The organism is Chryseobacterium sp. A321, assembly GCF_054489265.1.
Genome location: NZ_JBTMWZ010000001.1, coordinates 182,934 through 205,586 on the forward strand (window position 1 = coordinate 182,934; position 22,653 = coordinate 205,586).

The following is a 22,653-nucleotide window of genomic DNA, read 5'->3' on the forward strand; positions in this document are numbered from 1 at the left end:
TTTTTGGAGTTCATCTTGTGGTCACACAGATGAACTCTTTTCATTTTCAAATCTTGCCTTATGAATTTACAAGACCTAGAGCGCCTTGCTTCCGATTTTAAACCGACCGAGCAAATGCCCGTCCTTTTTCTAGGACATGGATCCCCAATGAACGCAATCGAAGAAAATCAATTTGTGCAAGGATTTCGTCAAGTAGCGAGTGAAATCCCAACACCCAAAGCAATTTTATGCATTTCAGCACATTGGTTCACAAGGGGAACATTCGTCACAGCCATGGAACTACCCAAAACCATTCACGATTTTGGAGGTTTTCCACAAGCTTTATTTGATGTTCAATATCCTGCGAAAGGCAGTCCCGGTTTAGCGGACCAAACCAAAGAACTACTTCTTCCTGCCTCAGTGCAGTTAGACGAATCCTGGGGACTTGACCATGGGGCGTGGAGTGTACTTCGTCACATGTACCCTAAAGCAGACATCCCTGTAATCCAGTTGAGTATTGACTACACAAAAGATGCAGCCTATCATTTTGATTTAGCCCAAAGACTCTCCAAATTAAGAAATAGCGGCATTTTGATTATTGGAAGTGGCAACATTGTTCATAATTTACGCCTAATCGATTGGCGAAACATCAACACCGTAGGAGCGGGTTGGGATTGGGCAATTGAGGCCCATCAAAAAACAAACGAATGGATTTTGGATGGGAATTTTGACCCCCTGATTTCCTATCAAAAACAAGGCACCGCCCTTCAATATGCAGTGCCAAGTCCAGATCATTATTTACCTCTGATTTACTCTTTAGGGCTTAAAGGCAAAAAAGAAGCGGTTTCTCTTTTTAACGACGAGCTCATAGGCGGAAGCTTAAGCATGACAAGCGTTAAAATTGGAAATTTTTAAGCGATTAGTTCACTTCGAATTTTCTTTCTCGAATCAAAGTAGCGATGGATAGAATATCCTTACCTATTAGTCGATCGTCTTCTAATTTGTCCACTTGCGTGCGAATTAGGTCGTAATTTTTCTCTACAATTTTTGAACATTTTGCAGGGCGTCTAAACTCAAGTCCTTGCGCTGCGAACATTAATTCGACTGCTAATATGGACACAAGATTCTCAAGAACTTGGTTGAATTTTCGTCCTGAAATACTTCCCATGGAAACGTGGTCCTCCTGACCTAAGCTGGTAGGAATACTGTCTGCTGAAGCTGGGAAACAAAGTGATTTGTTTTCACTCACAAGTGCTGCCGAGGTATACTGTGGAATCATAAACCCTGAATTCAATCCCGAGCTTTCCGTTAATAATCTTGGAAGTCCAAATTTCCCTTCTAAAAGCAAATAGGAACGTCTGTCTGAAATATTCCCTAATTCTGCTGCAGCAAGGGTGGCATAATCAAGTGGCATGGCAAGCAATTGCCCATGGAAATTTCCACCTGAAATACTTTCCTCTGCACTAAGTACAATCGGATTGTCGGTAACAGAATTTAATTCGATTTCAGCCAATTGTTTCAAATGTTCAAATGCATTTCTAGAAGCACCATGTACCTGCGGTACGCAACGCATAGAATAAGGATCTTGCACTCGATCACAGAATTCGTGGGACTTAAGGTTATCTGAATTTTTCAATAATTTGACCATTCTTTGCGCTACTTTTTTACTTCCTGCAAAAGGTCTTATCTCATGAAGTTCTTTTTTGAAGGGACTTGCAGAGCCTCGGTAAGCTTCAAGTGACATGGCAGCTGCAAGATCTGCAAGATCTAGTAAATAGGCCATATTCTCCAAGCCTACTAGAGCATGAGCAAGAATGAACTGGGTCCCATTGATAAGTCCTAGCCCTTCTTTTGGTCCCAAATCCAAAGGTTCTAGTTTATGCTTCTTTAAAACTCTTGCACTGTCCACAGGCACACCATTTTCCCAAATTTCGCCGAGTCCCAAAAGGGGAAGCACCATATGAGACAAAGGAGCCAAATCACCGGAGGCTCCTACCGATCCTTGTTCTGGCACTACGGGAATTAAATCTTTCTCCACCATAAGAATCAGACGCTCAATCATCTTCAAACTCACCCCCGAATACCCTTTGGAAAGAGCATGAATCTTCGAAATCATCATCAGTTTTGATAATTTTTTATCGATCGGCTTTCCTACGCCTACGGCGTGGGAAATAATTAAATTATATTGAAGTTGAGCTGTTTCTTCGTCAGATATTTTCACATCGCACAATGGACCAAATCCCGTATTTATTCCGTAGACCGTTTGATCGGAATCTACAATTTTTCGCACATTCTTTTCCGAAGCGAGAATTCTTACTTTAGCGGCCTTATTTAATTTCGCCAATTTCGGTTTCTCTGCAATGGCAAGTACATCCTCTAAGGAAAGGATATCGGTTCCGTATATCATAGGGTAATTTTTGACTAATTTACAACTTTTCTTAAAACTTGCATCTTCCTAGCGGAATGAAATTAGCGCAATCCCTAGGCTTGCAAAAATCTACTTCTTTTTCTCCCGCTAGAAATACTACTCCCCACAAAGCGAAGGATATCCACTTGAAATTAGTACTTTTGTAGGGTGGACAGCGCATTAGAATTACAACTTAAGACCCTACCGACAGACCCAGGTGTTTACCGATATTACGACGTAAACGACCAACTCTTGTATGTGGGCAAAGCGAAGAATTTAAAAAAAAGAGTACTCTCCTATTTCAACAAGACTCTTTCCGGATATCGAACGAAAATTATGGTGGGGAAGATTCACCGTTTAGAAACCACAATTGTTCCGAGTGAATACGATGCGCTACTTTTAGAAAACAATCTCATTAAAGAGCATCGTCCTATTTACAACGTCCTAATGAAGGACGATAAAACCTACCCTTGGATTTGTATAAAAAACGAAGCATTCCCTCGAGTATTCCTGACAAGGAATCGCATTAAAGATGGATCCGAGTATTATGGACCTTACGCCAAGGTTCGTCCTGCAAAAGTCCTATTGGACACGATTAAAAATCTCTATCAAATTCGTTCATGCAGCCTCAATCTTTCTCCAGAAAAGGTTGCAGAAGGGAAATACCGAGTTTGCCTGGAATACCACATCAAGAACTGCAAAGGACCCTGTGAAGGTCTTGAGTCTAAAGAAAGTTACGATGACAAGATTGAGGCCATTCGCGGCATCGTAAAAGGAGATTTCCGAAAAGCAAAAGAGTACCTCCAGCAAGAGATGATCGGATTTGCGCAAAATCTAGAATTTGAAAGCGCCCAATTGGTCAAAGATCGTCTTGCGCAACTTGAAGACTATCAAGCAAAGCACACGGTGGTCAATCCACACATTGATGATGTTGATGTTTTTGCGATGATTAGTGACCAAAGCGAAGCCTTTGTCAACTATTTTAAAATTAAAAATGGAAACATTATTCAAAGCTATACCACGGAGATCAAAAAAGTACTTGAAGAACCAGACGAAGAAATATTAGAAGAGGCAATTATTGAAATTCGCAAACGATTTAAATCTGATTCCAAAGAAATTTATTTGCCGTTTCATCTTGCAGTTGAGTTTCCGGGCATCAAATTAATTGTACCCAAAGTTGGAGATAAAAAACGACTTGTTGAGCTCTCGGAAAAAAATGCAAAAGAATACCGGGTGGAGAAACTTAAGCAAGTTCAAATTGTCGATCCCCAGCGCCATACCGATCGGATTATGGCCGAGATGCAAAAGCTCCTGAAAATGCCAAAAGAACCCCGTCATATCGAGGGGTTTGACAACTCAAATATTCAAGGAACAAATCCAGTGTCTGCCTGTGTTGTATTCAAAGACGGAAAGCCCAGCAAAGCGGACTATCGAATTTTTCATCCTAAAACCGTGGAAGGTCCTGACGATTATGCCACCATGGAAGAAGTAGTTTACAGACGCTACAAACGACTTTTGGACGAGGGCCAAAGTTTGCCACAGTTGATCTTAATTGATGGAGGTAAAGGCCAGCTATCCTCTGCTATGAAAAGTCTTTCTCTGCTTGGAATCAGCCACAAAATCACCGTGATTGGGATTGCAAAAAGACTTGAAGAAATTTACTTCCCGCACGATCCTGTGCCTTTGTATTTGGATAAGAAATCAGAGACTCTAAAGGTTTTGCAACGTGTTCGTGATGAATCTCACCGATTCGGGGTGAAACACCATCGAGCTCGCCGAAAGAACTCCACCATTTTGACCGAACTCGATCAAATTAAAGGCGTGGGAGAGAAAACAACTTTGCAATTACTTCAGTCGTTAAAATCGGTGAAACGGGTTAAAGAAGCTTCTCAACAGACCTTAGAATCGATCATAGGAAAACAAAAGGCATCCCTTGTTTGGACTCATTTCCACCCAAATGAATCCTAAGGAGTTTCTTACTTCCCAACAAACACTTCTTTTGTAAAATTTCCTTTAGAATCACGCATCTCAATCACGAAATTCTCCCCTTCGCTATATCCTATAGCCGTAGAGGCATCCCCTAGAGTTACGTGGTAAATACCTGTTTTAGCAGACTCTTTAAAGTCCGCAAAAGGCGCCGTATTTTTTGGCTGGGTTAAAATAAAATGGCCAGCTCCAAGATTCACTTTTGTGTAGTCCACTCCTTTCCAAGTAAATACTTGGAATCCAGAACTAGCTTCCACTTTTGTTTGGATAGTTTCAACCACTTCAGTGCTCGTAGTCTCTTGCGCTTTCGCAGGGGCTGAGGCCACCTGCTTTTGCTCCACAATCACCTGCTTAGGAGTTTCCTTTACCACCTCCTTCATAGCAGGACTAGACGCCTTAATATTCACGCCACTTCCTGTCGATACGGGCACTTGAGCAATGGCTTGCAAAAGCGCATCTTGAAATCCTTTGTGGAATTCTTTAATGCGAGACTCCGCCTTAAATGAGCTTACGACTCGGCCCTTGCAATCTTTAAACACTAAACTAACTTTGTTTCTAAACATATTGCTCGTATCGACAAGCTCTGCAGATACAACTTGGCATAGATCGTTTCCAATCTGAGATGCCAAAATCGAGGGTTCCTCCTGAGATGTACTATAGTTCTTATCCTCAAGTTTACTTTGTAAAATCTTGTTTAAATTATAAGCATTGTTTGTTTTGAAATCGTTGAATTTCACAGGTACATACACGTATTTATAGTCTGCTAAGTTTTGAGCACCAAGAAGCAAACTAAGAAATACAAAACTTAAAGAAAGAAGAATTTTCATAACATCAAAGGTTTAAATCCAAATTTAGAAAAAAAAACTGAATTCAGGGTAAGTCATTTCATTTAAAACAGCATTTGAAAATCCCGTACAAAAGATCAAGATGCCCTTACCACACCTTTACGATTCAATAAGTTCGCCGTCGTTTTGCTTAGCCAGTTTGAGAGTTCTTCGGGTCTTAATAATTCCATTTACAACTATGGATAAAATCATAACAAGCGATGCGACATAAAAGATAGGACTCATATGTTCTGAATCACCAAAGATGAAATAGGCTAAAATAATCCCATAAACAGGTTCTAAATTCACAGTCAACACCAAAGTAAAAGGAGTAATATACTTCATTAATTTGATGGACTCAAACATAGGAAAGGCTGTAAAGAAACCTGCCAAAATAGTAACTAATATCAAATCACGTGTGGAAATATTCCCCATATCACCAAGCTGTCCCGTAAATAGAAAAATAACAGACAATACAGCCCAGCCGCACAGGATTTCATAGAAAATAATATTCCCGGAGGAAGTTTTACCGTACAGCTTTCCATTAAAGACCGAAAAGATAGTTCCAAAGAGCGCAGTCAAGATTCCGAAGAAAATTCCCTCTTTGTACTGAAACTCAGTACTGAAAATAAGATACATACATGCTACAATAACCACCCCCATTATAATTTCTGAAAGATCCATCTTTCGTTTAAATACAAGAGGCTCTAGTAGAGCAGCAAAAAGAGTGGAGAGTGATAAACAACTTAAGGCAATGGAAACATTGGATACTTTAATCGAGTAGAAAAAGAAGAGCCAATGCAGACCCATGAAGGTACCTACACCCGCCAATTGAAAGAATAATTTTTTTGAAATGGAAAGACTTTGCTTACGAAAAATTCGTAAGAAGACATAGAGAAATACAGCAGCTAAAAGCATTCGATAAAAAACTAGCACTTGCGCATTGGCATGAATCAACTTTCCAAGTATTGCCGTAAACCCCCACAAAAACACAATTAAGTGCAACCGAAAAAGCGCCGAATTCTTCATATAAAACGTCCTCTGTATGTAATTAGAAAATAATGCAATCGTTCTCCCTTCGCATTCTCACCCCAAAATAGTTCCAAAAGTTTTGAAAACGAAAACAAATGTAAGCCTTTTTTCGATTGAATGAAAAGTCTTATATTTAAGGCTATAATAAATTTTTAAAATGGACCTAGAATTCAATAAACGTGAGGATCAAAATAAATTAGTACTTGCAGAAATCAACCGTCTTTACGCACATATAAAAAAGGGTGGCGGGGAGAAAAGAATTGAAAAACTACATGCGGAAGGGAAAATGACAGCGCGTGAACGTATTGAGTATCTTTTAGATCCTAATTCAAAATCCATAGAAATTGGAGCCTTTGCAGGCTTTGAGATGTACGAAGAAAGTGGCGGCTGCCCCAGTGGAGGGGTTGTAGTTGTAATGGGATATGTCGCAAATCGTCAATGCCTAGTTGTGGCAAACGATGCGACGGTAAAAGCAGGTGCATGGTTTCCAATCACAGGAAAAAAGAATCTAAGAGCACAAGAAATTGCCATGGAAAATCGTCTTCCCATCATTTATCTTGTCGATTCCGCAGGTGTATATTTACCTATGCAGGATGAAATCTTTCCTGACAAAGAACATTTTGGCAGAATTTTTCGCAACAATGCAAAAATGAGTTCCATGGGAATTATTCAAATCTCCGCTGTAATGGGAAGTTGCGTTGCTGGAGGAGCCTATCTTCCTATTATGAGCGACGAAGCCATGATCGTCGATAAAACTGGCTCTATCTTCCTAGCAGGAAGTTACTTAGTCAAAGCCGCTATCGGAGAATCAATTGACAATGAAACCTTAGGAGGAGCAAGTACACACTGTGAAATTTCAGGCGTTACAGACTTTAAAGCAAAAGACGACAAAGATGCCTTAGACAGAATCCGAACCATTATGGGGACTCTTGGCGAATCTCAAAAGGCGGGCTTCAATAGAATTGAACCTCAATTACCAAGTAGAGATCCAAGCGATCTATTTGGCATCATGCCGAATCTAAGGACCGAACAGTACGATACATTTGACATTCTAAGTTGTCTAACAGACAAAGACACCCTACTAGAATACAAACCTGATTATGGAAAAACGATTATCTGTGCGACCGCAAGAATTGATGGCTGGGCCGTAGGCATTGTAGCCAACCAAAGAAAACTTGTCAAAAACGGCAAAGGCGAAACCCAATTTGGAGGAGTCATTTACTCTGACTCGGCGGACAAAGCCACGCGCTTTATCGCGAATTGCAATCAACGTAAAATACCACTCCTCTTCCTTCAAGATGTCACAGGTTTTATGGTCGGATCAAAATCTGAACATGGAGGAATCATCAAAGACGGGGCAAAAATGGTCAATGCAGTAGCCAATAGCGTTGTGCCAAAATTCACGGTGATTACAGGAAACTCTTATGGGGCCGGAAATTATGCCATGTGTGGTAAAGCTTATGATCCTCGACTTATTGTCGCATGGCCATGGGCAGATCTAGCGGTCATGGGTGGATCCCAGGCTGCGAAAGTTTTAGCCCAAATCGAAGCTTCTACCCTTAAAAAACAAGGCATCGAAATTACAGAAGAAAAACAAAATGAAATTCAAGAATCGATTTCAAAGCGCTACGAACAGCAGACGAAAGCCACATATGCGGCAGCAAGGCTTTGGACCGATGCAATCATCAATCCCGAAGATACACGAAAGTGGATTTCAATGGGAATTGAAGCGGCCAATAGAGCGCCTATACAAGAATCCTTTAACATGGGGGTGCTTCAAGTCTAACCTAGCGATTAGAATCTACCCTTTCACCCACAAAAGCATCCCATCTCGGATGCTTTTTTTGTTTTGTATGGGATGTTAGGGATTGGATCCCTTGCTTGCAAGGGGATCTGCCTTCTCCATTCGAGAAGTAAAGACATAAAAAAATCCCCAATCACAATGTGATTGAGGATTCAAAAAAAAACTGGCGGCGACCTACTCTCCCGCGTTAGCAGTACCATCGGCGCTAGAGGGCTTAACTTCTGTGTTCGGAATGGGAACAGGTGAGCCCCTCTGCTAAAACCACCCTAAATATTGTAGGTTGTCTCCATTTATATGTGATAAATGAAGTCAGCCTTATTAAAGCGATAAAAACGCTCACAAAGAAAAAACCTTTCTTGCACTTTTGAGTGACCAAATAGGCTATAAATCTACGGGTAATTAGTACTACTCGGCTATGCTGTTGCCAGCTTTACACCTGTAGCCTATCAACGTCGTCATCTCCAACGACCCTTAAAAGATGTCTCATCTTGAGGCAGGTTTCGCACTTATATGCTTTCAGTGCTTATCCGTACCAAACGTAGCTACTCTGCGGTGCGCCTGGCGGCACAACAGATACACCAGAGGTTTGTTCAAATCGGTCCTCTCGTACTAGATTCAAGCCCTCTCAAACATCTAACGCCCGCAATAGATAGAGACCGAACTGTCTCACGACGTTCTGAACCCAGCTCGCGTGCCACTTTAATGGGCGAACAGCCCAACCCTTGGGACCTTCTCCAGCCCCAGGATGTGACGAGCCGACATCGAGGTGCCGAACCTCCCCGTCGATGTGAGCTCTTGGGGGAGACTAGCCTGTTATCCCCGGAGTACCTTTTATCCTATGAGCGATGGCCCTTCCATACGGAACCACCGGATCACTATGTCCTGCTTTCGCACCTGATCGACTTGTAGGTCTCACAGTCAAGCACCCTTATGCCATTACACTCTACGCACGGTTACCAAGCGTGCTGAGGGTACCTTTGAAAGCCTCCGTTACTCTTTTGGAGGCGACCACCCCAGTCAAACTACCCACCACGCAGTGTCCATCTTTCGATGTTAGGCTCCAAGTAAGCAAAGGGTGGTATTTCAACAATGACTCCACCGACACTAGCGTGCCAGCTTCAAAGTCTCCCACCTATCCTACACATTGCTTACTCAAAGTCAATACGAAGTTATAGTAAAGGTTCACAGGGTCTTTTCGTCCCATTGCGGGTAATCGGCATCTTCACCGATACTACAATTTCACCGAGCTCGTGGCTGAGACAGTGCCCAGATCGTTACACCATTCGTGCAGGTCGGAACTTACCCGACAAGGAATTTCGCTACCTTAGGACCGTTATAGTTACGGCCGCCGTTTACTGGGGCTTCAGTTAAAAGCTTCGCTTACGCTAACTTCCTTCCTTAACCTTCCAGCACCGGGCAGGTGTCAGACCCTATACAGCATCTTTCGATTTAGCAGAGTCCTGTGTTTTTGATAAACAGTCGCCTGGGCCTCTTTACTGAGGCCTCCCCTGAGGGAGGCGTCCCTTCTTCCGAAGTTACGAGACTATTTTGCCTAGTTCCTTAGCCACGACTCACTCGAGCACCTTAGGATTCTCTCCTCGACTACCTGTGTCGGTTTTGGTACGGGTTGCTTCACTTCGGCTTTTCTTGGAAGCACTTTCCCTGCAGCAGCTTCGCCCGAAGGCTAGGCCTTGACTATTCCGTCAGTCTCCAGCAGGTACGGCACTCCGTCCCCTTTTTAGTGTGAGCAAGTATGGGAATATTAACCCATTGTCCATCCACTACCCCTTTCGGGTTCGCGTTAGGTCCCGACTAACCCTCAGCTGATTAGCATGGCTGAGGAACCCTTAGTCTTTCGGTGTGCAGGTTTCTCGCCTGCATTATCGTTACTTATGCCTACATTTTCTTTTCTATAAGCTCCACAATACCTCGCAGTACTGCTTCAACGCCGATAGAATGCTCCCCTACCCAGTATAAATACTGCCATAGCTTCGGTAATATGCTTATGCCCGATTATTATCCATGCCGGACCGCTCGACTAGTGAGCTGTTACGCACTCTTTAAATGAATGGCTGCTTCCAAGCCAACATCCTAGCTGTCAATGCAGTCCAACCGCGTTATTTCAACTTAGCATATATTTGGGGACCTTAGCTGTTGGTCCGGGTTCTTTCCCTCTCGGACATGGACCTTAGCACCCATGCCCTCACTGCTGATCATCATTTATTAGCATTCGGAGTTTGTCAGGAATTGGTAGGCGATGAAACCCCCGCATCCAATCAGTAGCTCTACCTCTAATAAACTAAAATCAACGCTGCACCTAAATGCATTTCGGGGAGTACGAGCTATCTCCCAGTTTGATTGGCCTTTCACCCCTACCCACAGGTCATCCGAAGACTTTTCAACGTCAACCGGTTCGGTCCTCCACTTTGTGTTACCAAAGCTTCAACCTGCCCATGGGTAGATCACAAGGTTTCGCGTCTAATCCTACTAACTATGCGCCCTATTCAGACTCGCTTTCGCTTCGGCTCCGGACCTTAAGTCCTTAACCTCGCTAGTAAAATTAACTCGTAGGCTCATTATGCAAAAGGCACGCCGTCACTCAACTTGTGAGCTCCGACCGCTTGTAGGCGTACGGTTTCAGGTTCTCTTTCACCCTTCTATTCGAAGTGCTTTTCACCTTTCCTTCACAGTACTTGTTCACTATCGGTCTTTCAGGAGTATTTAGCCTTGGAGGATGGTCCCCCCATATTCAGACAGGATTTCTCGTGTCCCGCCTTACTCATTTATCATTTAAATATGCCTTTCATATACGGGGCTATCACCCTCTATGGCCGCTCTTTCCAAAGCGTTCTATTAAACATATAAAAACTTTTGGGCTAATCCGCGTTCGCTCGCCACTACTTACGGAATCTCTTCGATTTCTTTTCCTCCGGGTACTTAGATGTTTCAGTTCTCCGGGTTTGCTCTGCTTACGCAGTAATACATCTTCAATGTATTGGGTTGCCCCATTCGGACATCTGCGGATCAATTCGTGTGTGCCAATCCCCGCAGCTTTTCGCAGCTTACCACGTCCTTCTTCGCCTCTGAAAGCCTAGGCATCCGCCATACGCCCTTAACGATTTCTTTCCTATTTTTTTAGTTTCCTAAAGCACTCAAAAGTGCTCGGTTTTCTCTTTGTGATGTCTTTACCGTTAATGTCAATGATCTATTTCGCTTTCTTGAGTATCCGAGTACACAATTGTTGTTTTTGGCTCCAATCGTAACTTTTAAACTCGGTCTCAAAAACCGTGGAGAATAAGGGAGTCGAACCCTTGACCTCCTGCGTGCAAGGCAGGCGCTCTAGCCAGCTGAGCTAATTCCCCCTTCTTAAATTAGTAGTCTCGGGCAGGCTCGAACTGCCGACCTCTACATTATCAGTGTAGCGCTCTAACCAGCTGAGCTACGAGACTTCATTATAAAGATGCCCTAAAGCCTCTTAATCTCTCTGTTCCCTGATACTAATCCTAGGGGTTTATGAATAAAATAATAACAACCAAATAATTAAAAAAAACCAAAGCGAAAACTTTTGAGTAAGTACTCTAAAATTATTTCTGACGTACTGTCTCTAAAATGAGATGTTCCAGCCGCACCTTCCGGTACGGCTACCTTGTTACGACTTAGCCCTAGTTACTTGTTTTACCCTAGGCAGCTCCTATTACGGTCACCGACTTCAGGTACCCCAAACTTCCATGGCTTGACGGGCGGTGTGTACAAGGCCCGGGAACGTATTCACCGCGCCATGGCTGATGCGCGATTACTAGCGATTCCAGCTTCATAGAGTCGAGTTGCAGACTCCAATCCGAACTGAGACCGGCTTTCGAGATTCGCATCACTTCGCAGTGTAGCTGCCCTCTGTACCGGCCATTGTATTACGTGTGTGGCCCAAGACGTAAGGGCCGTGATGATTTGACGTCATCCCCACCTTCCTCTCTACTTGCGTAGGCAGTCTCACTAGAGTCCTCAACTAAATGTTAGCAACTAGTGACAGGGGTTGCGCTCGTTGCAGGACTTAACCTAACACCTCACGGCACGAGCTGACGACAACCATGCAGCACCTTGAAAATTGTCCGAAGAAGGATCTATTTCTAAATCTGTCAATTCCCATTTAAGTCTTGGTAAGGTTCCTCGCGTATCATCGAATTAAACCACATAATCCACCGCTTGTGCGGGCCCCCGTCAATTCCTTTGAGTTTCATTCTTGCGAACGTACTCCCCAGGTGGCTAACTTATCACTTTCGCTTGGTCTCTGAATCCGAAAATCCAAAAACGAGTTAGCATCGTTTACAGCGTGGACTACCAGGGTATCTAATCCTGTTCGCTCCCCACGCTTTCGTCCATCAGCGTCAGTTGTAACTTGGTAACCTGCCTTCGCAATTGGTGTTCCGAGTAATATCTATGCATTTCACCGCTACACTACTCATTCCAGCTACCTCAACTACACTCAAGACCGACAGTATCAATGGCAGTTCTACAGTTGAGCTGTAGGATTTCACCACTGACTTACCGGTCCGCCTACGGACCCTTTAAACCCAATAAATCCGGATAACGCTTGCACCCTCCGTATTACCGCGGCTGCTGGCACGGAGTTAGCCGGTGCTTATTCATACAGTACCTTCAGCTCTCCTCACGAGGAGAGGTTTATCCCTGTATAAAAGAAGTTTACAATCCATAGGACCTTAATCCTTCACGCGGGATGGCTGGATCAGGCTTTCACCCATTGTCCAATATTCCTCACTGCTGCCTCCCGTAGGAGTCTGGTCCGTGTCTCAGTACCAGTGTGGGGGATCACCCTCTCAGGCCCCCTAAAGATCGTAGACTTGGTGAGCCGTTACCTCACCAACTATCTAATCTTGCGCGTGCCCATCTCTATCCGCCGGAGCTTTCAATATTAAATGATGCCATTCAATATATTATGGGATATTAATCTTTCTTTCGAAAGGCTATCTCCCAGATAAAGGCAGGTTGCACACGTGTTCCTCACCCGTACGCCGCTCTCAAATATCCGAAGATATTCTACCGCTCGGCTTGCATGTGTTAGGCCTCCCGCTAGCGTTCATCCTGAGCCAGGATCAAACTCTCCATTGTATGTTTGTTTGACCTACTCAAAGTTTTGACTTCGCTTTGGTTTTATATTTTTTCCTTACTTGGTTGTTGTTATTGTATTTTCAATGATCTTCTATTCCTCTCGCTACTCAAACTACTTCTGTCGTTTCATCTGATTTGCGAGTGCAAAAGTATAAACTTTTTTTTAACTGACAAAATGTTTTTGAAGTTTTTTTTTAAAAAGTTTTTCTTAATCCCTTACGGCCTTAATAAAAACCAAACTTCTAACCTCTATCACCTTCTACATCTTCCTTCTCGTTTACTTCTGCGCTCCTACGTTCTTTCGATTTCGGATTGCAAAGATAGGGGTTATTTTCATATCTGCAAATTTATTTTATAAAATTTTTAGATTGTTTTTCATCATTCAAATAACTTCTGCTCCACTGTTAAGTGACTGCAAAGATAGGTCAAACAATCCACGCCAAACAAGTAAAATCGTCATCAATTTTTTGATGTGGAGAACCATCCTCTAAAAGGATCTGACAACCAACTCTTTATTGCCTATACGAAGTTATCCACAATGTATTTCAGACTGTCAAACCGCTATGTTTTTCTAGATTCAAAAGGTGAAACGCGTGTTTTAAACCCATATTTGAGACAGAATTACTTCGTATTTGTGCAGGTTTGAAAGCAGAAAGTTTAAAATGAACCAAAAGGTTTAGAGAAATTTATTTCCTTTTGTACGAAAAGGGATATAAAAAATAGAAACGTTTAGAAGTAGTAGCGAAGGCTTACTATATAGTATAGTATTATAGTGTGCCGTCTTTCATGAATTAGAAATGGAAGTAGAGTTAAAATGAAATTGCCATTCCTAGCTTAGACTATTTTAGTCTAAAAGAAATTGACTTTACTTTTTGAAAAACAAAAGCGCCTAGTAACACCCCCACAGAGTCTGCGACTAAATCATAAAACTCAAGTGAACGCCCTAGTCCCATCTCATCTTGCAAAATCTCTGTGAGCAGAGCATATAGAATCATTACCTGAAGAAAGGTGAAGGATTTAATTTTTGGGAAGGCGCAAAGAAAACAGAAAGCAAGCATAGAAAAGACAAGCATATGAATCACCTTGTCTATTCCCGGGAACAGAAACCATTGGACAGGGTTCTCCACCCCAGGACGCAAAAGCATATAAGTAAGAAATGCCCAATAAATGGGCAATATCTTACTAAATAATTTTGAAACCTTATCCAAGTGTAGCTTGGTATTCTTCTGCAGTTAGAAGTTCAGATTTGTCTACATCGTCTGCAATGGTTAACTTAATTATCCATCCGTCCCCGTACGGGTCAGAATTCAATAGTTCAGGTTGATCTTCTAATTGAGAGTTAAACTCTGAAACGGTTCCTGACATAGGTAAGAAAAGATCAGATACAGTCTTCACTGCCTCCACACTTCCAAACACATCGCCTGCAGAAAGTTCATCGTCCAAGGTATCCACATCGACGAATACGATATCGCCAAGTTCTCCTTGGGCGAAGTCAGTAATCCCGATGGTCGCAACGCTTCCTTCAATTTTAACCCACTCGTGGTCTTTTGTGTACTTTAGTTCTGATGGTGTATTCATTTTCCCAGTATTTAATTATCGATTTCAAATTTACTTTAATTATCTATATGCGACAAATTATAGTGATGTATTTTGCATGCTAAAAAATCAAATAAGGCGTAAACTTATTTTCGTCTTAAAGACTCTTTAAGATTTGCTTTACCAGATCCTCAACCGCCATCTCAGGCTCTTGTTTCAATAGCTTATCCGCAATTTTCTCTGAGGTTCTTTTTGGAATTCCAAGAACTTCAAGTGCAGACAATGCCTCATCTTTCGCTGCCCTTGACGAAATACTGCCAACCTCTATACTTTCCAGATCGACGTGGCCCACTTTATCACGTAAATCAACAATGATACGCTGCGCTGTTTTCACCCCTATCCCTTTCACCTTTTGCAGCTGTGCACTATTCCCTGATTGAATAGCAGCTGCAACTTCAGCTAAAGAAAGCGAAGAAAGCATGATTATAGCGGAGGAAGGTCCCACACCGGATACGCTTATAAGATGATTGAACATTTGCTTTTCCTGTAGAGTATGAAATCCGAACAAGAGATTGGCATCTTCCCGAATAATTTGCTGAATGAATAGAAAGGTCTCCTTTCCTAATGCCAATTCTTTGGAAGTTTGAAGACTTACTCCAGCATAATAGCCCACGCCTGAGAGTTCCATAACCACGGACGTAGGGGTGAGTTCTTGTACTTTTCCTCTTAGCGAATAAATCATTTTCTTTTCTTATTTCGTTTTGCTCTGTTCTTCTCGTCGTTGCGCATCTAATACAGCCACGGTTGCTAGGTTTACAATTTCCTCGACACTTGATCTCATCTGAACCACATGCACCGGTTGTTTAAGTCCCATCAAGATTGGGCCTACGACTTGTGCTTTGTTCATCCCTCTTATAATCTTATAAGATAGGTTCGCACTCTCCAAATTAGGGAAAACAAAAGTATTGGCTGGTGTAGTCCCGAGTTTAGAGAAGGGATAATCTGCTAAATGGTCTGCATTCATCGCGAAATCAGGTTGGATCTCTCCGTCCACAATCATTTTAGGAAATTTTTCGTGCAAAATGCTCACTGCTTTAGCCACTTTTTTCGAAGTTTCAGAAACGCCTGAGAAATTCTCATATGCAAGCATGGCAATACGCGGTTCGATCGCAAATGATTTCACTGTTATTTCCGACATTTTCGCAATATTCACTAAATCTTCAGCACTTGGATTCGGAGTAATTGACGTGTCTGCAAAAAACATAGGGGTTTTCTTTCCTGTAAGAATCATCATCATAGAGGCAATCTTATTGACACCACTTTCTTTTTCGACCACCTGAAGTATAGGTCTAATATTAGAGGAGTAATTTTTAGAAAAGCCCACAATTAAAGCATCGGTATCTCCATGGGTAAGCATTAAAGGACCAAAATAATCACGTTGCCTAACGAGTCGTTTTGCTTTGTATTCATTCATACCTTTTCTTTGACGAAGTTTCCAAAGGGTCTCGCGGTATCTTTTTCGGTTTTCTTCTTGGTCTGCATCCGATGGATCTACAATTGGTAAATCCAGATTAATGCCGAATTTTTCCATCTGAGTTAAAATGTATTTCTTATCACCCAAAAGTATCGGTTTTGCAATTCCTTCTTCGTATAGAATCTGTGCTGCTTTAAGTACATTGTATTCCTCTGCATTTCCTAAAGTGACTCTTTTCGGGTTCGATCTGGCTCTATTCTGCATCATTCGAATTAGGCGCTCATCTCTACCCATTCGGTCTAACAATCTATTTTCGTACTCATCAAAGTCCACAATCGGTTTTGCAGCTACCCCACTTTCCATCGCCGCTTTGGCTACAGCCACAGAAACTTTGGTTATAAGACGGTTGTCAAAAGGCTTCGGAATGAAATATTCACGCCCAAACTGCAAATTGGTCAAGTTGTAAGCTAAGACAACAGCTTCGGGTACCGATTCCTTTGCTAAATCTGCAATGGCTTTTACGGCGGCCAGCTTCATCTCCTCGTTGATACAACTCGATTGCACATCGAGAGCCCCTCTAAATATATAGGGAAATCCAAGAACATTGTTAACTTGATTAGGGTAATCGCTACGACCCGTCGCCATGATCACATCCTTTCTTGTCTCAATCGCAAGGTTATAATCTATTTCAGGAGTTGGATTTGCAAGTCCAAAAACAATAGGATTTTCTGCCATAGACAATAACATCTCCGGTGTCATTACGTTTCCTTTGGAAAGTCCGACAAACACATCGGCACCGTTCAAGGCTTCTTCCAGAGTATTTCGATCTGTCTTAGCCACAAAATCTAGTTTTTCTGGTGTTAAATTGTCTCTCCTTTCATTTATCACCCCTTTGCTGTCGCACATAAGAATGTTTTCTTTCTTAAGACCTAAAGCCACATAGAGTTTCGAACAAGCAATTGCCGCAGCACCTGCACCGTTCACTACCATTTTCACGGTTTCAATGGATTTCTCTGCAAGTTCTAATGCATTTAGAAGTGCAGCAGCTGAAATAATAGCCGTTCCGTGTTGGTCGTCGTGCATTAAAGGAATATTTAATTCTTCCTTTAGACGTTGTTCAATATAAAAAGCTTCAGGCGCTTTGATATCCTCTAGGTTAATTCCTCCGAATGTCGGAGCAATTCCTTTCACAATTTCGATAAACTTGTCTGGATCCTTTTCATCAATCTCAATATCAAACACGTTAATATCCGCGAAAATTTTAAAAAGTAAACCCTTCCCTTCCATCACCGGTTTGGAGGCCTCTGCTCCAATATCACCTAGACCAAGAACTGCCGTCCCATTGGAAATAACAGCAACAAGGTTTCCTTTGCCTGTGTAATCATAAACGGTTTGCGGGTTCTTTTCTATTTCTAGACATGGGATAGCTACCCCTGGTGAGTAGGCAAGAGACAAATCACGAGCTGAAGAATGGGGCTTAGAAGGAATCACTTCTATTTTCCCTTTGGGTTCTGCTTTATGGTAATCGAGCGCTGCTTGATTAAAATTCTTTTCGTCGCGCTGTGTATTGGTTGGCATGTTTCTGTATTTATATAATATTAAGTATTCTTTATAATTCAGGTAGAATGTATTCTCGATGGTAATCTACCAGACTTTCGATGGGCTTTTGTACGATTTTTCCAACATTTAAATGAAGATCTGCTGCGGCCGCTCTTAAAATATCTTCGTAGTAATACGCAATGGATCCTATAAAATTAATTTCTGATGTTTTGCTCTCCTCGTACGGGATCACTTGATACTCTAGATAGTTTTTTAGTTCCTCATAAACCAAATGCTGTAAATAGGGATGATTCTTCCTAGGCACAATAAATTTACTGAACTCTGCAAGATAAGCATTCGCTCTAGGGCTATGATACATATTTGCAATTAGAGATTCTATATCCAAATTGTATTGTGCTTGAAATTCTTTACGCAGTTCCTCTGGCATTTTTTTCATAAAGTAATTTCTTACTAAAATCTTTCCTAGTGCACACCCACTCCCTTCATCGCCGATCAAAAATCCAAGCGAGGGCAGCTCTCTTTTTATGATTTCTCCATCAAAATAACAAGCATTTGATCCTGTTCCTAAAATACAAACTATCGCAGGCGAACCGTTATAGGCAGCATAGGCAGCAGCCGTTAAATCCTCCTTCACATGTAGTTTCGAATTTGTGAAGACCGTAGAAAAGGCCTCCGACACTTTTTGACGGTTTTGTTCTACGCCACAGCCGGATCCATAGAAAAACAAATGCTTAACCCTAAAACGATGTTCATGGAGAAGTTCATTTTTTAAAAGTTCCTGAGGAATCTGCGAAGAATCAATAATATTAGGATTGAAACCGATCGTTTCGGTCTTGGCAAAAAGGTCTCCTTTATCATCTAAAAGTACCCAATCGCATTTTGTAGAACCTCCGTCAACAATAACAATCATAGTTAAAAAATTTACAAGAGGCTAAATTAGGAAAAATTTGTAAGAAAGTAGCCCTACTCTTCCAAAGCTCGATCAATTAACCAATCGTCGATTTCATCTTCTAAATAGGAAGTTTGTAACTTCACAGCATTTACAAAATCATCGGGAACACTTGGACCTTCGGCAGTCTCTAAATTCCACAGTTCTTCAGACATAATTTGGAACTCGGAATAAATACGCTTAAAACGAGGGGAAGATTTTTCTAACTCTTCGATGCGCTTTTGTTGCGGCTTAAATTTTCTGTACGACGGTGTATTGTTCATGATAATGCCGATTGAAGGGTTAAAACAAGGTCTATTTAAAAGGTATAGATCCCTTTATAGAGCTTTAAATTCAAGGATAACCTACTTGTTTTTAGCAAAATAGGATATCTCAATTATAGAATAAAGATATATTTAATTTTGAATAGGAAAAATATTTTGTGTTAAATTTATCTTTCTTTAACATTTGTTTTAAATTTGGCACATTACAAATATCTCTATGAAGCAATTCATTCTATCGCATAAACAAATTGTGTTTTTCATGGTAGCAGGTGCACTAAGCGCCTTAATTGAAATCAGCTCTTTTAAACTTTTTAGTGTGGAGCTACCCAAAGTGTTTGTGCAGGAAACTAATTTTAAGGGAATCAGTTATCCTCTCAGTAATCTTTTTTCTACCACCCTTGGGATTGTCTCTAATTATTTCTTCAGTATCTGGTTCGTATTTACAAGAGGAAAGCATTCGAAATCTCGTGAGTTTTTGTACTTCATGGCCATTTCAGTCCTTACCATGCTCCTGAGTTTACTTGTGTTCCAGCTGTTTTACAATTTCATTTATCAAAACGAATCGTTTAATTTGGGTTTCTTTACATTTAGTGCGGAAATGCTCAGCAAAATATCTGCAATCATTTTGGTTTCCATTCTAAATTACTCCGTTAAGAAAAGGATTGTATTTAAGGGTTAAAGAGTCCTATTTAAATTTTACTAAATGAAAACAATCGCAAATGTCCTATGGAGACTTTGGTTTATCTTCCTTTCTTTCCTGTTCATTTTGATTCTTGGGATTCCGGTTCTTTTACTTTCCCTTAGGGAGTCTCATTTCAAATATGCTTACAAGTTTATTAGACTTTGGTGCCACATTGTATTTTATGGAATGGGGTTTTCTTACAAGCTCATATCGAAAACGCAGCAGAAGCTTAGTGACAAGGAGCACTATATTTTCATTTCCAACCACACCTCTATTATGGATGTTTTGCTGATGGTTATTTTGCACCCCAAGCACCCTGTTTGTTTTATAGGCAAAGCGGAACTTGCCAAAATTCCACTATTTAGCATCATCTATAAGCGCATCTGTATCCTGGTGGATCGAAATTCACCAAGAAGTAGAGCTGCCGTCTTTCAAAAAGCAGCTCAAAAAATGAACCATGGACAGAACATTGTTATCTTTCCTGAAGGGGGCGTCTCTGAGGACCCTAATGTGATTCTTGACACGTTTAAAGATGGAGCCTTTGTTCTTTCCACGAAACATAAGTTTCCCATTGTGGTCTATACCTTCTTAAAACTAGGAGATCATTTTCCGTTTGCTTGGAACAAAGGGTACCCCGGGAAAATCCATATTGTAAGAAACGAAATTCTAAATCCGAACCATTCGGTATCTGAACTCAAATTAATGTCTCATAGTGAGATAAAAAAAACCTTGTTGGCCTCCAAATAAGACAAATATTTAATTATATTTGTTTCAATTAATTAAAAAGAATACTATGAACTCAAACACTACCCGTCCTAATTATACATTGCCTATAATTATGATGTTCTTGTTATTTTTCATCATTTCCTTCGTTACCGGTTTGCAAAACCCAATGGCTGAAATTTTGAAAGGACAATTCACACTTAGCAACGCACAATCTCAGCTGGCCAATGCCATGGTCTTCTTGGCCTATCTATTTATGGGGGTTCCCGCAGGAACTATGCTTGAACGTTTCGGCTATAAAAAAACAGCAATGACGGCATTAGGAATTGGATTCACAGGAGTTCTCATCCTTTTCTTAGCAGGAACTGCAGAAAATTTTTACTTGTATTTATTTGGTGCATTTATTTCCGGATTTTCGATGTGTCTATTAAATGCTGTAGTGAACCCTATGCTTTCCGTTTTAGGATCTGAAGAAGGCGCAAATCAGCGTTTGAATTTTGGTGGTGCTACCAACTCTCTGGGTGGAACGCTTGCTCCTATGCTAGGAGGAATCGTTTTAGGAAATGTCGTGTCTCCAAAAATCGCCGATGCCAATCCACTGCTTTACCTTTCCATGGGGATTTTCTTGCTTGTATTTGTGGTTTTAAGCGCTGTACGAATTCCAGAGCCTCACATTGTGGAAGGGAACAAAGAAAAAGATTCACATAGTCCACTCTCCTTCCGTCACTTCATTCTTGGAATGCTAGCGATTTTCCTATATGTAGGAGTGGAAGTTTCTATCTCAAATACAACCTTAAACTACTTAATTAATGGCCTTAATTTTGACGCAGGTGTAGCTGGCTCTATCGTTGGGACCTACTGGCTATTAATGCTTGTTGGTCGATTAATTGGAGGAGCATTAGGAAAAATATTTTCCAGTAAGCAAATGCTAACCACAGTTTCCTTACTGGCCATTAGCTTTTTAACACTATCAATCTTCCTAGGCACAGAAACCAAAGCCCTACTTCCTGCTTTTTCAAGCGCAACAGGGTCGTTCGTAATGACTGAAGTTCCAGTGAGCATCTTACTAATAATACTTTGCGGTCTATTTCTTTCCGTTATGTGGCCAGGCATTTTCAACCTTGCAACCAAAGGTCTTGGGAAATACACCGCAAAAGGTTCCGGTCTCTTTATGATGATGGTTTTTGGAGGTGGAGTACTGCCTTACGTGCAAGGATATCTTGTAGACACCACAGGGAGCTTTCCATCCAGCTACTGGCTCGCCGTAATTGCACTGGGATACATCTTATTCTATGCTCTTGTGGGATCTAAAAACGTGAACACCGAAATTAACACTGTGGTTAAAGCAAACTAAGTATGAAAGCACAATACGCAATTGGAATCGATGTGGGAGGAACCAATACCAAATTTGGTATTGTAGATCGCAAAGGAAAAATCTTGGTGCAAGATCGAATCAAGACCAACGCCCGTGAAAGTGTGGATGGGTTCATTGAGGATTTAGCCTCAAAACTTGAACCTATGATTGAGAAGCATGGAGGCGTCGATAACTTTGTCGGTATCGGCATGGGAGCTCCTAATGCAAATTATTATGCAGGTACCATCGAATATGCCGCCAATCTAAAATGGAAAGGCATTATTCCCATGGCGGAACTCCTAAAAGCTAAATTTGGACTCAGCACAAAAATGACAAACGATGCCAACGCAGCAGCCGTTGGAGAAATGCAATACGGAGCTACCAAAGGATGTAAGAACTTTATTTCTATAACCCTTGGCACAGGTGTCGGTAGTGGGATCGTGATTGATGGGAAAATCGTTTTGGGTCATAATGGATTTGCCGGAGAACTGGGACACGTAATTGTCCGAAACAACGGCAGACTTCACAAAGGCACAGGACTCCGAGGCTCTCTCGAAGCGTACGCTTCTGCCACTGGTGTAAGAGATACAACCATTCAAATGCTACAGGATCATCCCGAAAAGCCTAGCATTTTAAGAAGCTACTCGATGGACGATCTTACGAGCGAGGCCGTTTTTAAATGTGCAGAGCAAGGAGATGAACTCGCAAATGAAGTATTCCATTTCACTGGAACCATTCTGGGAGAAGCTTTAGCTACTTTTATTTTGTTTTCAGCACCGGAAGTCATTGTTCTTTTCGGAGGACTAACCAAAGCGGGAGACCTGCTACTTCAACCTACTAAACAGGCAATGGAAGACAATTTACTGCAAGTATTTAAAAACAAAGTACGAATTGAATTAAGCAATTTAAATGAAGCAGACGCCGCCATTTTGGGGGCAAGTGCTCTCGTGTGGTAA

General features: G+C 41.6%; 16 protein-coding genes, 2 tRNA genes and 3 rRNA genes. 7 read left to right on the plus strand and 14 right to left on the minus strand.

The window, feature by feature from the left end:
* Positions 1-60: 60 nt before the first annotated feature.
* Positions 61-894, plus strand: a complete 834-nt coding sequence (ygiD, locus tag ACX3PZ_RS00900; protein ID WP_459111812.1) for a 4,5-DOPA-extradiol-dioxygenase — start codon at positions 61-63, stop codon at positions 892-894.
* 4 nt (positions 895-898) lie between these two features.
* Here the strand turns inward: ygiD and hutH are convergent, their stop codons facing one another.
* On the minus strand, positions 899-2,386 hold the full coding sequence (gene hutH, locus ACX3PZ_RS00905) for a histidine ammonia-lyase (protein WP_459084416.1): 1,488 nt from the start codon (positions 2,384-2,386) through the stop codon (positions 899-901).
* A 168-nt stretch (positions 2,387-2,554) separates the two neighbouring features.
* Between hutH and uvrC the strand changes: the two genes are divergently transcribed.
* Positions 2,555-4,354 (plus strand): excinuclease ABC subunit UvrC, encoded by a 1,800-nt coding sequence (gene uvrC, locus ACX3PZ_RS00910; protein ID WP_459084415.1) that lies wholly within the window; start codon positions 2,555-2,557, stop codon positions 4,352-4,354.
* Positions 4,355-4,362: 8 nt separating this feature from the next.
* On the opposite strand, the gene ACX3PZ_RS00915 is transcribed toward uvrC, so the two are convergent.
* Entirely contained in the window at positions 4,363-5,199 is an 837-nt protein-coding gene (locus ACX3PZ_RS00915; RefSeq protein ID WP_459084414.1) for a hypothetical protein, read from the minus strand.
* 117 nt (positions 5,200-5,316) lie between these two features.
* Complete coding sequence (locus ACX3PZ_RS00920; RefSeq protein WP_459084413.1) at positions 5,317-6,225, minus strand: DMT family transporter; 909 nt, start codon at positions 6,223-6,225, stop codon at positions 5,317-5,319.
* A 160-nt stretch (positions 6,226-6,385) separates the two neighbouring features.
* Here ACX3PZ_RS00920 and ACX3PZ_RS00925 point away from each other — a divergent pair, with 160 nt between their 5' ends.
* Entirely contained in the window at positions 6,386-8,014 is a 1,629-nt protein-coding gene (locus ACX3PZ_RS00925; protein WP_459111813.1) for an acyl-CoA carboxylase subunit beta, read from the plus strand.
* A 179-nt stretch (positions 8,015-8,193) separates the two neighbouring features.
* Here the strand turns inward: ACX3PZ_RS00925 and rrf are convergent.
* The 11 genes from rrf to ACX3PZ_RS00980 all read right to left on the minus strand — a co-directional run bounded on the left by rrf (position 8,194) and on the right by ACX3PZ_RS00980 (position 18,938).
* A 5S ribosomal RNA gene (rrf, locus tag ACX3PZ_RS00930) occupies positions 8,194-8,301 on the minus strand.
* Positions 8,302-8,411: 110 nt separating this feature from the next.
* A 23S ribosomal RNA gene (locus tag ACX3PZ_RS00935) occupies positions 8,412-11,158 on the minus strand.
* Positions 11,159-11,320: 162 nt separating this feature from the next.
* Positions 11,321-11,394 (minus strand) — tRNA-Ala (locus ACX3PZ_RS00940).
* Positions 11,395-11,407: 13 nt separating this feature from the next.
* Positions 11,408-11,481, minus strand: a tRNA-Ile gene (locus tag ACX3PZ_RS00945).
* A 158-nt stretch (positions 11,482-11,639) separates the two neighbouring features.
* A 16S ribosomal RNA gene (locus tag ACX3PZ_RS00950) occupies positions 11,640-13,156 on the minus strand.
* Together the 16S, 23S and 5S rRNA genes with 2 tRNA genes alongside form the textbook arrangement of a ribosomal RNA operon.
* An 839-nt stretch (positions 13,157-13,995) precedes the next feature.
* Entirely contained in the window at positions 13,996-14,331 is a 336-nt protein-coding gene (locus tag ACX3PZ_RS00955) for a VanZ family protein (protein WP_459111814.1), read from the minus strand.
* Positions 14,332-14,356: 25 nt separating this feature from the next.
* On the minus strand, positions 14,357-14,734 hold the full coding sequence (gene gcvH, locus ACX3PZ_RS00960; protein ID WP_459084615.1) for a glycine cleavage system protein GcvH: 378 nt from the start codon (positions 14,732-14,734) through the stop codon (positions 14,357-14,359).
* A 115-nt stretch (positions 14,735-14,849) separates the two neighbouring features.
* Positions 14,850-15,434, minus strand: coding sequence for a Holliday junction branch migration protein RuvA (gene ruvA, locus ACX3PZ_RS00965; RefSeq protein WP_459084616.1), 585 nt, complete (start codon positions 15,432-15,434; stop codon positions 14,850-14,852).
* A 9-nt stretch (positions 15,435-15,443) separates the two neighbouring features.
* The gene (locus ACX3PZ_RS00970; protein ID WP_459111815.1) at positions 15,444-17,744 is read right to left on the minus strand and encodes an NADP-dependent malic enzyme; all 2,301 of its coding nucleotides are present in this window, start codon (positions 17,742-17,744) and stop codon (positions 15,444-15,446) included.
* Between the two features lie 31 nt (positions 17,745-17,775).
* Positions 17,776-18,636, minus strand: a complete 861-nt coding sequence (locus ACX3PZ_RS00975) for a BadF/BadG/BcrA/BcrD ATPase family protein (RefSeq protein ID WP_459111816.1) — start codon at positions 18,634-18,636, stop codon at positions 17,776-17,778.
* Positions 18,637-18,689: 53 nt separating this feature from the next.
* Positions 18,690-18,938 (minus strand): hypothetical protein, encoded by a 249-nt coding sequence (locus ACX3PZ_RS00980; protein WP_459084619.1) that lies wholly within the window; start codon positions 18,936-18,938, stop codon positions 18,690-18,692.
* Between the two features lie 217 nt (positions 18,939-19,155).
* Here ACX3PZ_RS00980 and ACX3PZ_RS00985 point away from each other — a divergent pair, with 217 nt between their 5' ends.
* Genes ACX3PZ_RS00985 through ACX3PZ_RS01000 form a run of 4 tightly spaced genes read left to right on the plus strand, consistent with a single transcriptional unit; the run spans position 19,156 to position 22,653 of the window.
* Complete coding sequence (locus tag ACX3PZ_RS00985; RefSeq protein ID WP_459111817.1) at positions 19,156-19,617, plus strand: GtrA family protein; 462 nt, start codon at positions 19,156-19,158, stop codon at positions 19,615-19,617.
* A gap of 24 nt (positions 19,618-19,641) precedes the next feature.
* A complete protein-coding gene (locus tag ACX3PZ_RS00990; protein ID WP_459084621.1) occupies positions 19,642-20,367 on the plus strand; it encodes a lysophospholipid acyltransferase family protein in 726 nt (241 codons plus the stop codon).
* Positions 20,368-20,413: 46 nt separating this feature from the next.
* Positions 20,414-21,697, plus strand: coding sequence for an MFS transporter (locus tag ACX3PZ_RS00995; RefSeq protein WP_459084622.1), 1,284 nt, complete (start codon positions 20,414-20,416; stop codon positions 21,695-21,697).
* Between the two features lie 2 nt (positions 21,698-21,699).
* Positions 21,700-22,653: an ROK family protein gene (locus ACX3PZ_RS01000; RefSeq protein WP_459084623.1), complete on the plus strand. Its 954-nt coding sequence runs from the start codon at positions 21,700-21,702 to the stop codon at positions 22,651-22,653.